We start from the raw sequence: 13,427 nt of genomic DNA on the forward strand, positions 1-13,427 counted from the left end.
CCGGCGGCGAGGCAGTGGCCTCTCGCCTTCACCCGTGCGAATCGTCCTCCGGAAGCACGTACATCCCGACGCGCGACGCGCGCCCCGGTTTCTTCTTCGACAAGTCCAGCCAGGCCAGCCCGACCTCGATCTTCACATCGGGCAGTGCCGCGTCTTCCGGCCCGTCGTCGACCACGACGGCGAAGCCTCGCTCGCGCAACCGTTCGATCACGGACAGGTCCAGCCCCGCACCGTTGTAGATGTTGCGGCTTGCCAGCCGGTGTGCATGAAAGAACGCTTCATAGCCGATGCCCGGAAGCGTCTTGGCCACCTCGTTCCATCTCAGAATCAGCCGTGCGCCTTCAGGCCACGGCTGGACCGCGAGCGTCTTCAACGCTGCCACGACCCGCTCCATCTCGCTTGCGCCGGACATCTCCGCCTCATGTAGTTTCGCGGGATGGTATCTCGCCGCCGAGCGGCTACGGCACAAATTCACTGTGCGTTCACGATTGCAAATCGATTGTTAATACTTGTGAATTAATTCCTGGGAGAGTGTGGTTTCGGCGCCTATGCTCATTGGCATGCGAGCGCCTTCCTCCCTCCTCGAACTTCCCGACGGCTGGTCCGCGGATTTCGAAATCATGAGGACGGTCCACGGCTCCTACGCGGGCATCGCCAAGCTGAGCCTGCAGGGCGTACAGAAATGCGCGCTCGTGATCACGCAGCAACTGACCTGGGACGGCGCCTTCGAGCGCGCCTGCGTTCGCGCCGCCCATTTCGTCAAGGAATGGGTCGCCAGCCCGCGCGATTGACAGCCTGCGCCCGGGTGACGCGGCGCGCGCCGTGACATCTGGGAACGTTCTTCACAGAAGCGATGTGCGCGGGCACGCGGCGCGGGCCGTTGTCTTCCCATCGGGATCTTTCCCGCACTTCTGGAGACGACGTGAGCTTTCATCGAAACATTCTCAAGATCGCCGCACTGGGCGTGGCCGCCGCGGGCGCGCTGTTCGCGGCCACTTCTGCCAATGCCGCGACGAGCTGGTCCATCGGCGTGAACCTTCCGGGCGTCGTGGTGAGCGAGCCCGCGCCGGTGTACTACGAGCCGGCCCCCGTGTATTCGCCGCCGGCGCCGGTCTACTACCAGCCGCCGCCGGTGCGCTATCGCCCGCCCGCCGTCTACGAGCCGGCACCCGTCTACTACGAGCCCGGCCCGCGCTGGGGCCATGAAGAGCGTCGCGAATGGCGCCGCCGCGAGTGGGAGCGCCGCGAGCACTATCGCCGCTACCACGAAGACCGCGACTGAGCGCTGACCCGTTTTTCGGAGCCCTCGCAAAATAATTTCGTGCACTGCCTCTTTCGTGGGCACCGTGTTGCAGGCCACGCCAGGCAACGGTTTGGCGCGCTTCGCACACGGTTTTCCACAACGTTGTCCCCATCGGAAAGGGACAACGCGTCATTGCCATGTGGTAGGCGGATCAAAGGAGGTAGCCCGAAGGTAGGCGCCTGCCGATAGACGCCGCGGGCCGAGCGGGAGGAACATGCAGGCGTGCGCGCAGTCGCGCAAAAAAGGAGCGTGAAATGACGTTCGACTTCCTGTTTCGCCCGACCCACACCGCCTATCTCCGGCGTGCCGCGGCACTGCTGGAAGAGGCGCAGATGGCGCGCATCGAGCACCAGGCCGCAGCGGAGCATCACAGCGCGCTGGCGCGGATGTATGCCGAGCGTGTCAGGCGCCTGGAGAACGAGCTCTACCGCCAGCCGCGCAACCCCGAGACGCACGCTCCGGCGGATGCCGCCACCGACGACCGGCCGCAGCTGTATTCGCTGGACGCGAACCGCAAGCCGGGCCTGACCTCGGCAACCTAGAACGGCGCGGGCAAAAAAATACCCGCCGAAGCGGGTGTCGAGGAGCCCTCGCGGGCGCTCTAAGAAAACAGAGAGCTCTTCTTTTGTACGGCCCTGTTGCGTGACAGCGTCGGTATCGTCGGTGGGTATCCGGGGAGCGCCTGTCAGTCAGAGACAGTCAGCCGCCGTAGGACACTCATCGAAACGTGAACTAATTGGCAATTTCCAAAGGCTCGCCTGAAGGGGTTCCGGTGCGGCGCCCACACGCAATCCGGAAGTGTCGGTCCCGTCCGACACGCTCTTGTCGCTTGAAGCCCTAGATTTTGCGGACTCGCTCTACGTGCGAGTTCTCTGTGTGTGACAGCACTCAAGAGGTTCACAACCCAGCCCTGTGCTGGGTTTTTTTTGTTCTTTTCCAGCCCTGTGCTGGGTTTTTTTGTTCTTTTCCAGCCCTGTGAGCCGGGTTTTTTTGATGTTTGTCTATCTGAAAAGCTCGAACTGAAACGCCGTCGTGTGCGGGTTGCTCAGCAGCGGGCCGGCCATTTCGCTCGCGTGGTCCCAGGCGTCGCGCCATGCACGCGCCAGGGTGATCTGCGCGTCGGTGAGCGCGTCCGACCCCGACTCGAGCTGGCTCGCCCACGCCCGGTAGCACTTCACCACGCGGGTGGGGGCGCCGATGCGTTGTTCGAGCAGTCGCAGGAAGGTGAAGCGGACTTCCATCAGGTCGCGAATGGAGAGGTTGTTGCCTTCCAGTCGCACTGTGTAGGGTTGCTCGCGGGGTGCTGTGTTTTCGAACATCGGGCTCGCATGCAAAAAGTTGCGAGCCAACTTGCCAGAGCGCAATACCGCTCTTCCGAAGGTCTCAGGCCTCGCCTCTAGAAAGGTGTGAGCGGCGGATGGTAGCGAGGCGTGTGTTGCAGAAACCGGGACGGCGGTTCCGGTTTGTTGCTTTAGCCGTGTGCATTTGCGCGGCCTTCGCAGACGCGGTAGGCAATATCCGGGCGAAGCGCTCAGCGCAGGAACACGTGCTGCATGAACTGGCGAATCGGGTATTGGATCACCGTCTGCAGCTTCGCCGGCAGCTCCAGCGGCCGCATCAGCATCTTCAGCGTGGTGCCCGCGCTGAGGTTGGTGCGGATGGTGCTGTTCATGCGCGCGCTCAACTCCTGCACGTAGGCCGTGTCGCTGGCCCGCGCCGGCGATCGGGTCTGCACCACGTGGCGGATCGCGCAGTCGGCGTCCTCGCTCTTGAGCTCGAGCGTGCGCTGCCCGATGGTGCGGAACACGCGCAGGCGGCTGAGTTTTTCTTCCGTCCGGTAGCGCCGGTAGAAGCGGTAGAAGTGCTTGTAGTGATTGACCTCGTCGGTCGCGATGCGGGTGGCGAGGTCGCGCAGCACCGGCTCGTCGGTGCCGCGCGCCATGGCGCGGTAGTAGGTGGCGGTGCCGGTCTCGACCACGCAGCGCGCGGTCATTTCAAGGGCGCGCGTCGGGGCCAGCAGCTCGACCTTGCAGTAGGTCGCGTATTCCTCGAGAAAGCCCCGGTAGGCGGTCTCCCAGTCGAACTCGGGCCACACGTGTTCCACGTAGGCGCGAAGCGCCTTGCCGTGCTGCAGTTCCTCGAGTTCCCAATGGTTGGAGAGCCAGTCGGTGACTTCGTCGTCGCCCTTGAAGAAGTCGACCAGGTTCTGCGTGTAGAGGTCGGAGCCGCTTTCGATGAAGGAGGCGCACGTCACCAGGTAGAAAAGGTTTTCGTCGGGGCGGACCTCGTCTAGCGCGATGCGCGCAAAGTCCAGGTCTTCGATCTTCCAGTGCTGTTCCGCCTCTTGGCTTGCCATGCAAACTCCTTGATCTTTTGTGTCCGTACAAGTACGGATGGCGCAGACCGTGTTTGGTTCTCGTTTTTTGCGCCAGGACACATATTAGCCGTGGCGCCCCGATCACGCAGTTTCCCGCAGGGCGGCGCGGGCGCCATAGGCAAACCTATAATTGTTTGTTCAAGCAAATCAAGCAGTTAGGCCGGTTCGCCGCAGTGGGTTCGACACGAGGTCGCCATCGCCGCGCCGCCTCGACAGAAGACGAATCCAAAGATGAGCCAGCCCACATTCACGGTCGCGGACATCCGCAAGACCTTTCTCGATTTCTTCGCGTCCAATGGCCACACGGTGGTGCCCTCGAGTTCGCTGGTGCCGGGCAACGACCCGACGCTGATGTTCACCAACTCGGGCATGGTCCAGTTCAAGGACGTGTTCCTCGGTGAAGACAAGCGCAACTACGTGCGCGCCGCCTCGGTGCAGGCCTGCTTGCGCGCCGGCGGCAAGCACAACGACCTCGAGAACGTGGGCTACACCGCGCGCCACCACACCTTCTTCGAGATGCTGGGCAACTGGAGCTTCGGCGACTACTTCAAGCGCGAGTCGCTGAAGTGGGCCTTCGAGCTGCTGACCGAGGTCTACAAGCTGCCGGCCGAGAAGCTCTGGGCCACCGTCTACATCGAGGACGACGAGGCCTACGACATCTGGACCAAGGAAATCGGCCTGCCGCCCGAGCGCGTCGTGCGCATCGGCGACAACAAGGGCGGGCGCTACATGTCCGACAACTTCTGGATGATGGCCGACACCGGCCCGTGCGGCCCGTGCTCCGAGATCTTCTTCGACCACGGCCCCGAGATCCCCGGCGGCCCGCCCGGTTCGCCCGACGAAGACGGCGACCGCTACATCGAGATCTGGAACAACGTGTTCATGCAGTTCGACATGCAGCCCGACGGCTCGGTCAAGAAACTGCCCGCACCCTGCGTCGATACCGGCATGGGCCTGGAGCGCCTGGCCGCGATCCTGCAGCACGTGCACAGCAACTACGAGATCGACATCTTCGACGCGCTCATCAAGGCCGCGGCCCGCGAGACCGGCGAGAAGGACCTGTCGAACAACTCGCTGCGCGTGATCGCCGATCACATCCGCGCCACCTCGTTCCTGGTGGCCGACGGCGTGATCCCGTCGAATGAAGGCCGCGGCTACGTGCAGCGCCGCATCATCCGCCGCGCCATTCGCCACGGCTACAAGCTGGGCCAGAAGAAGCCGTTCTTCCACAAGCTGGTGCCCGACCTCGTGAAGCTCATGGGCGACGCGTACCCCAAGCTGGTGGCCGACGAGAAGCGCATCACCGACACGCTGAAGGCCGAGGAAGAACGCTTCTTCGAAACGCTGGCCAACGGCATGGAAATCCTCGACGCGGCACTGGCCGGCGGCGTGAAGACCTTGCCGGGCGACGTCGCCTTCAAGCTGCACGACACCTACGGCTTCCCGCTGGACCTGTCGGCCGACGTCTGCCGCGAGCGCGATGTGCAGGTCGACGAGGCCGGCTTCAACGAAGCCATGCAGCGGCAGAAGGAAGCGGGCCGCAAGGCCGGCAAGTTCAAGATGGACCGCAACGTCGAATACGCCGGCGCGGGCAACACCTTCACCGGCTACGAACACCTCGAGGAAGCCGCCAAGGTCGTGGCGCTGTACTTCGACGGCGTGGCCGTCGACGAACTGAAGGAAGGCCAGCCCGGCATCGTCGTGCTCGACACCACGCCTTTCTATTCGGAAAGCGGCGGCCAGGTCGGCGACCAGGGCGTGCTCGTTGCCGAAGGCGTGCAGTTCGGCGTGGAAGACACGCAGAAGATCAAGGCCGACGTGTTCGGCCACCACGGCACGCAGACGCAGGGCACGCTGAAGGTGGGCGACGCGGTCAAGGCCGCGGTCGACATCGCGCGCCGCAACGCCACCATGCGCAACCACTCGGTCACCCACCTGATGCACAAGGCCCTGCGCGAAGTGCTGGGCGACCACGTGCAGCAGAAGGGCTCGCTGGTCGATGCCGACAAGACCCGCTTCGACTTCGCGCACAACGCACCCGTCACGCGCGAGCAGATCCTGGAGATCGAGAAGCGCGTGAACGCCGAAGTGCTGGCCAACGCACCCACCCAGGCCCGCGTGATGGACATGGAGTCGGCCCAGAAGACCGGCGCCATGATGCTGTTCGGCGAGAAGTACGGCGAGACCGTGCGCGTGCTCGACATCGGCTCCAGCCGCGAGCTGTGCGGCGGCACCCACGTGGGCCGCACCGGCGACATCGGCCTCTTCAAGATCGTCAGCGAAGGCGGCGTGGCCGCGGGCGTGCGCCGCATCGAGGCCGTCACCGGCGCCAATGCGCTCGCCTACCTGCAGGACCTCGAGTCGACCGTGCAGAGCGTGGCCGCCACGCTCAAGTCGCCGGCCGCCGAGCTGCAGGGCCGGCTCACGCAGGTGCTCGAACAGGTGAGGGCGCTCGAGCGCGAAGTGGGTGCGCTCAAGGGCAAGCTCGCATCGTCCAAGGGCGACGAACTGCTGGCGCAGGCCGTGGACATCAAGGGCCTCAAGGTGCTGGCCGCCAAGCTCGACGGCGCCGACGCCAAGACGCTGCGCGACACCATGGACAAGCTGAAGGACAAGCTCAAGACCGCCGTCATCGTGCTGGCCGCCGCGGATGGCGACAAGGTGCAGATCGCGGCCGGCGTCACCGCCGACAGCGTGGGCAAGGTCAAGGCCGGCGAGCTGGTCAACTTCGTGGCCCAGCAGGTCGGCGGCAAGGGCGGCGGCAAGGCCGACATGGCCATGGCCGGCGGCACCGATGCGGCAGGCCTTGCGGCCGCGCTGCAGTCGGTGCAGGCCTGGGTCGCCGAACGCGCCTGACGCGTCCCACGCGTCTGACGAACCCCGCCGGCCCCAAAGGACACACGCACTTCATGCCAGAAGACATTCCCGGTGAAGTGCTCGTGATGGGGGCCGGCACCATCGGGTGCTTCATCGGCGGCCGCCTCGCGGCGGCCGGTGTGCCCGTGACCTTCGTCGGCCGTCCGCGCGTGCTCGAGAAGCTCGCCGTGAACGGCCTCACGCTCACCGACATCGACGGCGCGAAGCACAAGCTCCCCGCCGAGTCGTTGCAGCTGAGCGAACAGGTGCCCTCGGGCGCACGGCCCGCGCTGGTGCTGCTGTGCGTGAAGAGCGGCGCCACCGCCGAGGCGGCCGGCGAGCTGGCGTTTTCGCTGCCCGCGGGCACCACCGTGGTCTCGCTGCAGAACGGCATTTCCAATTGCGCCGCGGCCTCGCAGACCGGGCCGTCGCTCAATGTGCGCGCCGGCATGGTGCCGTACAACGTGGCAGAGATCGGCCCCGGCGCCTTCCACCGCGGCACGCCCGGCCGGCTGGCCGCCGAAGACGACGAGACGCTGCGCCCGTGGCTGCCCGTGTTCGAGCGCGCCGGCGTGCCGCTCGACCTGCATGCCGACCTGCTGCCCGTGCAGTGGGGCAAGCTCATGCTCAACCTCAACAACCCCGTCAACGCGCTCTCGGGCCTGCCGCTGCGCGAAGAGCTGATGCTGCGCGGCTACCGCCGCTGCTTCGCCTCGCTGATCGACGAGGCGCTGAGCATCCTCAACGTGGCGGGCATCGCTCCGGCGCAGGTCGCGGCCGTGCCGGCGCGCCGGCTGCCGGGCCTGCTGCGCTTGCCCGACTGGCTGTTTCGCATCGTCGCGGCGCGCATGCTGCGCGTCGACGCCAAGGCGCGCTCCAGCATGGCCGACGACCTGGCCCTGGGCCGCCGCACCGAGATCGACGCGCTCAGCGGCGAGGTGGTGCGCCTCGCGCAGGAGCACGGCCTGAGCGCGCCGCGCAACGCGCGCATGGTCGCGCTGCTCGAAGCATGGCCGCAGAACCCCAGGCGCTGGACGGCACGCCAATTGCAGGACGCGCTGGGCCTCTAGGCTTCTGGTGATCCGGCGTCCGGCGTCCGGCCCTGTACCCTCGGCCCCATCGCGCTGGATGGCGGCTTCGAAAGGGTTGTTCTCATGCAGGTCCTGATTCTCGGCAGCGGTGTCATCGGCACCTCGGTGGCGTACTACCTGGCGCGCGCCGGGCACGAGGTGACGGTGCTGGAGCGCCAGCCGGCGCCCGCGCTCGAAACCAGCTTCGGCAATGCGGGCGAGGTGTCGCCGGGCTACTCGGCGCCGTGGGCCGGGCCGGGCGTGCCGGTCAAGGCCATCAAGTGGATGCTGATGCGGCACAGCCCACTGGTCATCAAGCCCATGCTCGACCCCGCCATGTGGCTCTGGGGCCTCGCGATGCTGCGCAACTGCACGCAGGCGCGCTACGAGATCAACAAGGGCCGCATGGTGCGGCTGGCCGAATACAGCCGCGACTGCCTGAAGGCGCTGCGTGCCGACACCGGCATTGCCTACGACGAGCGCATGCAGGGCACGCTGCAGCTCTTTCGCACGCAGCAGCAGCTCGACGGCACCTCGAAAGACGTCGAGGTGCTCCAGGCCTCCGGCGTGCCGTACCAGCTGCTCGACCGCGAAGGCTGCGTGCAGTACGAGCCCGCGCTCGCGGCGGTCAAGCAGAAGTTCGTCGGCGGCCTGCGCCTGCCGGGCGACGAGACCGGTGACTGTTTCAAGTTCACGCAGGCGCTGGCCAGGCTGGCGCAGGCCGAGGGCGTGCGCTTCAGGTTCGGCGTGAACATCCAGGCCATCGAACACGACGCGGGCAAGGGCGTGACGGCCGTGCGCACCGACGCCGGCAACTTCACGGCCGACCGCTACGTGGTCGCGCTCGGCAGCTACTCGCCCGCGCTGGTCAAGCCGCTGGGCATCGCGCTGCCGGTGTACCCGGTCAAGGGCTTCTCGATCACCGTGCCCATCACCGATGCCGGCGGCGCGCCTGAATCGACCGTGATGGACGAGACCTTCAAGGTGGCCGTCACGCGGCTCGGCGACCGCATCCGCGTGGGCGGCACCGCGCAGCTGTCGGGCTTCGACCTGCGGCTCGACGCCAGCCGCCGCGACACGCTGGAGCACGTGGTGACCGACCTGTTCCCGCGCGGCGGCAACGTGCGCGACGCCTCCTTCTGGACCGGCCTGCGCCCCATGACGCCCGACGGCACGCCGGTGATCGGCGCCACCCGCATTCCCAACCTGATGCTGAGCACCGGCCACGGCACGCTGGGCTGGACCATGGCCGCCGGCACCGGCCGCGTGATGGCCGACCTGATCGCGGGCAGGGCGCCCGGGATCGACATGGACGGCCTCACTGTCGCGCGCTACGGCGGCTGAGCCCCCCACGCGCCCGAGCTCCCAGGCTCACGACCCCCGGAACAGGGCGGCACCGACAGGTGCCGCCCTGTTTTCGTTGCGTTACTTCTTCGTTCCCGGTAGCTAGGGTTTCTACTTAGTCACGAAGTTGTCTTCGTCGGTATTCTTCGTGGCGTTCCATTAATAAATCGTTGTTTCATTAGAGAAGCAGTCAAGCGCAAGCCACCGACCCCACGGACACGATGCAACACACACGCCGCCACGCCACTGCCGCCATCGCCGCTGCCATTTCCCTGGCCGCCGCTTGCGCCTCCGGACTCGCCTGGGCAGACAGCTACCCGAGCAAGCCGATCACGTTGGTCGTTGCCTATCCGGCCGGTGGCGACACCGACGCGCTGGCGCGGCTGTTCGCCGAAAAGCTGGCGACGCGCGTCGGCCAGCCCGTGGTGGTCGACAACCGCCCCGGCGCCAGCGGCATCATCGGCAGCGCCTTTGTCTCCAAGGCCGCGCCCGACGGCTACACGCTGCTGCTCGCGCCCAGCACCTTCTCGATCGCGCAGCTGGTGCTCAAGACCAACGGCTCGTCGAGCTACGACGTGCTCAACGGCTTCACGCCCATCGTGCAGACCGGCAGCCAGCCGCTGTTCCTGGTGGCCAGCGGCGGCAGCGGCTTCGCCAGCCTGAAGGACGCCGTGGCGGCCGCCAAGGGCGGCAAGTCGCTGAGCTACGCGAGTCCGGGCAGCGGCTCGCCGATGCACATCCTCGGCGAGATGTTCGCCCGTGCCTCGGGCACCAGCCTGGCGCACGTGCCGTACAAGGGCGTCGCGCCGGCCGTCAACGACGTGCTGGGCGGCCATGTGCCCGTCACCTTCATCACGCTCGGTCCCGTGGCGCCGTACTTCGCCAACGGCAAGATGCGCCCGCTGGCCGTGGCCTCGGCCCAGCGCTCGCCACTCGCGCCCAATGTGCCGACGCTGGCCGAGCAGGGCTACAAGGACGTCGAGGTGACCGCCTGGAACGGCCTCTGGGGCCCGCGCAACCTGCCGCCCGAGACCGTGAAGACGCTCAACGGCCACTTCAACGAAATCCTCAAGATGCCCGACATCGTCGCGCGCATGGCGGTGCTCGGCACCACGCCCGTGGGCGGCGACGCCGGCGTGCTCGGCAAGACCAACGCCGCCGACTACGCGCGCTTCGGCGCCGTCATCAAGGAGCTCGGCATCCAGGCCGACTGACCCGAACCGCACTGCACCGCACCGCACCACGCCGCACCCCCGCATCCCGCACATCCGCCATGACCGACCTCAAAGCCATTCCCGACCCGTCGAGCCTGCAGGCGCTGCTGGCCGAACTGCCCGCCAACCTGCTGGCCGGCCGCCGCGTCCTCGTGACCGGCGGTGCGCGCGGCCTGGGGCTGGCCTTCGCGCAGTGCATCGCGGCGGCGGGCGCCAGCGTGGTGCTGGCCGACATCCTCGGCGAGCTGGCCGACACCGAGGCCCGCGCATTGCGCGACCAGGGCCACACGGCCCACGCGCTGCCCGTCGACCTGTCGAACCCCGACGCCATCGTGGCCTGCGCCGGCGAAGCCATCCGCCTGCTCGGCGGCCTCGACGGGCTGGTCAACAACGCCGCCATCACCAACTCGGGCGGGCGCGACGCGCACCAGCTCGAGGTCGACATGTGGGACCGCGTGATGAACGTCAACGTGCGCGGCAGCTGGCTCATGGGCCGCGCTTGCCGCGGCGCGCTGGCCGAGAGCGGCCGCGGCGCCGTGGTCAACCTCGCGTCCGACACCGCGCTGTGGGGCGCGCCCAACCTGCTGGCCTATGCGTCGAGCAAGGGCGCCGTCATTTCCCTGACGCGCTCGCTGGCGCGCGAATGGGGCGGCGACAACATCACCGTCAACGCCGTGGCGCCGGGCCTCACGCTGGTCGAGGCCACCGAGTACGTGCCGATGGCGCGCCACCAGAAATACCTCGAAGGCCGCGCCATCCCGCGCGAGCAGCAGGCCGCCGACGTGTGCGGCGCCACCCTGTTCCTGCTGTCCGGCCTCGCGCGCTTCGTGACGGGCCAGCTGCTGGCCGTCAACGGCGGCTTCGCGATGCACTGACCCTGCCGACAACCACTTTCCGACCAAGGAGTTTCCCGATGAGCGATCTGTCCGAACAGCAAAAGATCACCGATGCGCCCGCCACCACGCTGGCGCAGCCCGAAGGTTCGAGCCTCGCGGAGTGGATGAACACCCGCATCGCGCGCTACGAAACCCGCAAGTACGACTGGGACGCGCTGAAGTTCCAGTCCGACTTCGACCCCAAGTTCCGCCGCGCGCAGATGCGCTACGTGGGCACCGGCGGCACCGGCGTCGCGAAGGACGTCAACACGGTTGCCGCCGAGCACTTCACCTTCTCCACCATGGTGATTCCCGCCGGCCATGAAGGCCCGCCGCACCTGCACACCGACGTGGAAGAAGTGTTCTTCCTGATCCGCGGCAAGCTCAAGGTGGTGATCGAGAAGGACGGCGAGCGCTTCGAGACCATCATGACCGACCGCGACCTGATCTCGGTGCCGCCCGGCGTGTACCGCGAAGAGATCAACATCGGCGACGAAGACGCGCTGATGTGCGTGATGCTCGGCGCGAAGAAGCCGGTGACGCCGACGTACCCGGCCGATCACCCGCTGGCCAGGATCAAGCGCTGAGCGGCCACGCCATGAGCACCCTCGACACCCAGGCACCGACGCTGTCGGCCTCCGAGCTGGCACGGCTCGACGCCCGCTTTCCGGCCCGCAATGTGGCCGTGGGCGGTGGTGCCGTGGTGTCGGTGCGCGAATGCGGCCAGGGCCCGGTGGTCGTGTGCCTGCACGGCATCGGCTCGGGCGCGGCGTCGTGGCTCGACACCGCCGCGCTGCTGGCGTCGCAGGCTCGCCTGATCGCATGGGACGCGCCGGGCTACGGCGAATCGACGCCGCTCGACAGTGCAGCGCCTTCCGCAGCTGACTATGCGAAGCGCCTGGGCGCCTTGCTCGACGCGCTCGGCATCGACTCGTGCGTGCTCGTCGGCCACTCGCTCGGCGCGATCACGGCCGCATCGGCCGCATCGGCCACATCAGCCGCGCGCACCGACAAGCGCATCCGCCGCCTCGTGCTCGTGAGCCCGGCCGTCGGCTACGGCGCGCCCGAGCGTGCCGAGGCCCGCGCCAAGGTCCGCACCGAACGCCTGGCCACGCTCGACGAACTCGGCATCGCCGGCATGGCCGCGAAGCGCGCGGGCCGGCTGGTGTCCGACAAGGCCAGCGACCATGCCCGCCAGTGGGTGCGCTGGAACATGGCGCGCCTGAACGACCACGGCTACCGCCAGGCCGTCGAGCTGCTGTGCAACGCCGACCTGCTGGCCGACCTGCCACCGCCCATGCCGGTGCGCGTGGCCTGCGGCGCGCTCGACGTGGTCACGCCGCCGGCGGCGTGCGCGGAGGTCGCGCGCCGGTGCGGCGTGCCGCTCGAATTGTTGGACGATGCGGGGCACGCCGGCTATGTGGAGCAACCGCAGGCCGTCGCCACGCTGCTGCGCGAATCGCTCGCCGGCTGACCTCGCAAACGAATACAGAGATCCAAGGAAACAACAGGCATGGCCACCAACGACAACGAAGTGATGGAAGAGGGCGCCGACCGCTACAACGTGCCCGCGCTGGAGCGCGGCCTGCGCGTGCTGTGCGAGTTCAGCCGCGAGAACCGCACGCTCTCCGCGCCCGAGCTGGCGCGCCGCTTCGACCTGCCGCGCTCCACCGTGTTTCGCCTGCTCACCACGCTGGAGAACATGGGCTTCCTGGAGCGCACCGAGGGCGGGCGCGACTACCGCCTGGGCATGGCCGTGCTGCGCCTGGGCTTCGAGTACCTCGCGTCGCTGGAGCTCACGCAGCTCGGCACGCCGCTGCTCAACCGCCTGTGCGAAGAGCTGCGCACGCCCTGCAACCTGGTGGTGCGCGACGGCCGCTCCATCGTCTACGTGGCCAAGGTGGCACCGCCCACGCCTTTCGCCAGCTCGGTCAGCGTGGGCACGCGCCTGCCGGCCCACGCCACGGTGCTGGGCCGCATCCTGCTCGAGGACCTCACGCTGCCGCAGCTGCGCGCGCTCTACCCCGAGGACAAGCTAGAGACCTTCTCGCCGAGCACGCCCAAGACCGTGAACGAGCTCTTCGACATGGTGCAGGCCGACCGCCAGCGCGGCTATGTGCTGGGCGAGGGCTTCTTCGAATCGAACATCTCCAGCATCGCCGCGCCGGTGCGCGACCACAGCGGCCACATCGTGGCGGCGCTGGGCGCCACCGTCACCGCCGGCCACATCGAGGAGAGCCGCATGGACGAGATGGTGCAGCGCGTGCGCGGCACCGCCGACGAGATCTCGGGCCTGCTGAACTACTCGCCCGCGCGCACCGCCAAGGTGGTGCCGCTGCGCAGCGCCTGACATCGACGACACACGACACCGACGACACCCACCACACC

Annotated in this window: 14 protein-coding genes; 11 read left to right on the forward strand and 3 right to left on the reverse strand. The window is 67.7% G+C overall.

The window, feature by feature from the left end; genetic code table 11:
• Positions 1–28 precede the first annotated feature (28 nt).
• A complete protein-coding gene (locus tag BM004_RS19390; RefSeq protein WP_093129654.1) occupies positions 29–412 on the reverse strand; it encodes a hypothetical protein in 384 nt (127 codons plus the stop codon).
• Between the two features lie 208 nt (positions 413–620).
• On the opposite strand from BM004_RS19390, the gene BM004_RS19395 reads away from it, so the two are divergent.
• From BM004_RS19395 to BM004_RS19405, 3 genes are all read left to right on the forward strand, one after another.
• Complete coding sequence (locus BM004_RS19395; protein WP_256219960.1) at positions 621–791, forward strand: hypothetical protein; 171 nt, start codon at positions 621–623, stop codon at positions 789–791.
• A 131-nt stretch (positions 792–922) separates the two neighbouring features.
• Positions 923–1,282, forward strand: coding sequence for a hypothetical protein (locus BM004_RS19400; RefSeq protein ID WP_093129656.1), 360 nt, complete (start codon positions 923–925; stop codon positions 1,280–1,282).
• Positions 1,283–1,557: 275 nt separating this feature from the next.
• Positions 1,558–1,845, forward strand: coding sequence for a hypothetical protein (locus BM004_RS19405; RefSeq protein WP_093129657.1), 288 nt, complete (start codon positions 1,558–1,560; stop codon positions 1,843–1,845).
• Between the two features lie 459 nt (positions 1,846–2,304).
• On the opposite strand, the gene BM004_RS19410 is transcribed toward BM004_RS19405, so the two are convergent.
• Entirely contained in the window at positions 2,305–2,622 is a 318-nt protein-coding gene (locus BM004_RS19410; RefSeq protein WP_093129658.1) for a hypothetical protein, read from the reverse strand.
• Positions 2,623–2,834: 212 nt separating this feature from the next.
• A complete protein-coding gene (locus BM004_RS19415; protein WP_093215911.1) occupies positions 2,835–3,659 on the reverse strand; it encodes a ferritin-like domain-containing protein in 825 nt (274 codons plus the stop codon).
• Between the two features lie 252 nt (positions 3,660–3,911).
• Between BM004_RS19415 and alaS the strand changes: the two genes are divergently transcribed.
• The 8 genes from alaS to BM004_RS19455 all read left to right on the forward strand — a co-directional run bounded on the left by alaS (position 3,912) and on the right by BM004_RS19455 (position 13,389).
• A complete protein-coding gene (gene alaS, locus BM004_RS19420; RefSeq protein WP_093215913.1) occupies positions 3,912–6,536 on the forward strand; it encodes an alanine--tRNA ligase in 2,625 nt (874 codons plus the stop codon).
• Between the two features lie 53 nt (positions 6,537–6,589).
• Entirely contained in the window at positions 6,590–7,606 is a 1,017-nt protein-coding gene (locus tag BM004_RS19425; RefSeq protein WP_093215916.1) for a 2-dehydropantoate 2-reductase, read from the forward strand.
• A gap of 84 nt (positions 7,607–7,690) precedes the next feature.
• Complete coding sequence (locus BM004_RS19430) at positions 7,691–8,950, forward strand: D-amino acid dehydrogenase (RefSeq protein ID WP_093215918.1); 1,260 nt, start codon at positions 7,691–7,693, stop codon at positions 8,948–8,950.
• 221 nt (positions 8,951–9,171) lie between these two features.
• Positions 9,172–10,164, forward strand: a complete 993-nt coding sequence (locus BM004_RS19435) for a Bug family tripartite tricarboxylate transporter substrate binding protein (protein WP_093129663.1) — start codon at positions 9,172–9,174, stop codon at positions 10,162–10,164.
• 59 nt (positions 10,165–10,223) lie between these two features.
• Entirely contained in the window at positions 10,224–11,039 is an 816-nt protein-coding gene (locus BM004_RS19440) for an SDR family oxidoreductase (protein ID WP_093215921.1), read from the forward strand.
• Between the two features lie 38 nt (positions 11,040–11,077).
• Positions 11,078–11,626, forward strand: coding sequence for a cupin domain-containing protein (locus BM004_RS19445; protein ID WP_093129665.1), 549 nt, complete (start codon positions 11,078–11,080; stop codon positions 11,624–11,626).
• A gap of 11 nt (positions 11,627–11,637) precedes the next feature.
• A complete protein-coding gene (locus BM004_RS19450) occupies positions 11,638–12,513 on the forward strand; it encodes an alpha/beta fold hydrolase (protein WP_093215923.1) in 876 nt (291 codons plus the stop codon).
• A gap of 39 nt (positions 12,514–12,552) precedes the next feature.
• Entirely contained in the window at positions 12,553–13,389 is an 837-nt protein-coding gene (locus tag BM004_RS19455; RefSeq protein WP_093129667.1) for an IclR family transcriptional regulator, read from the forward strand.
• Positions 13,390–13,427: the final 38 nt, after the last annotated feature.

The organism is Variovorax sp. OK212 (genome assembly GCF_900112425.1).
Lineage (GTDB): Bacteria > Pseudomonadota > Gammaproteobacteria > Burkholderiales > Burkholderiaceae_C > Variovorax.

Bases quoted from the DNA above. Each gene is read 5' to 3' on its own strand.
- BM004_RS19395 (WP_256219960.1), top strand. From the start codon at position 621: ATGAGGACGGTCCACGGCTCCTACGCGGGCATCGCCAAGCTGAGCCTG.
- BM004_RS19440 (WP_093215921.1), top strand. From the start codon at position 10,224: ATGACCGACCTCAAAGCCATTCCCGACCCGTCGAGCCTGCAGGCGCTG.
- BM004_RS19450 (WP_093215923.1), top strand. From the start codon at position 11,638: ATGAGCACCCTCGACACCCAGGCACCGACGCTGTCGGCCTCCGAGCTG.
- BM004_RS19415 (WP_093215911.1), bottom strand. From the start codon at position 3,659: ATGGCAAGCCAAGAGGCGGAACAGCACTGGAAGATCGAAGACCTGGAC.
- alaS (WP_093215913.1), top strand. From the start codon at position 3,912: ATGAGCCAGCCCACATTCACGGTCGCGGACATCCGCAAGACCTTTCTC.
- BM004_RS19405 (WP_093129657.1), top strand. From the start codon at position 1,558: ATGACGTTCGACTTCCTGTTTCGCCCGACCCACACCGCCTATCTCCGG.
- BM004_RS19430 (WP_093215918.1), top strand. From the start codon at position 7,691: ATGCAGGTCCTGATTCTCGGCAGCGGTGTCATCGGCACCTCGGTGGCG.
- BM004_RS19410 (WP_093129658.1), bottom strand. From the start codon at position 2,622: ATGTTCGAAAACACAGCACCCCGCGAGCAACCCTACACAGTGCGACTG.
- BM004_RS19445 (WP_093129665.1), top strand. From the start codon at position 11,078: ATGAGCGATCTGTCCGAACAGCAAAAGATCACCGATGCGCCCGCCACC.
- BM004_RS19435 (WP_093129663.1), top strand. From the start codon at position 9,172: ATGCAACACACACGCCGCCACGCCACTGCCGCCATCGCCGCTGCCATT.
- BM004_RS19390 (WP_093129654.1), bottom strand. From the start codon at position 412: ATGTCCGGCGCAAGCGAGATGGAGCGGGTCGTGGCAGCGTTGAAGACG.
- BM004_RS19455 (WP_093129667.1), top strand. From the start codon at position 12,553: ATGGCCACCAACGACAACGAAGTGATGGAAGAGGGCGCCGACCGCTAC.
- BM004_RS19425 (WP_093215916.1), top strand. From the start codon at position 6,590: ATGCCAGAAGACATTCCCGGTGAAGTGCTCGTGATGGGGGCCGGCACC.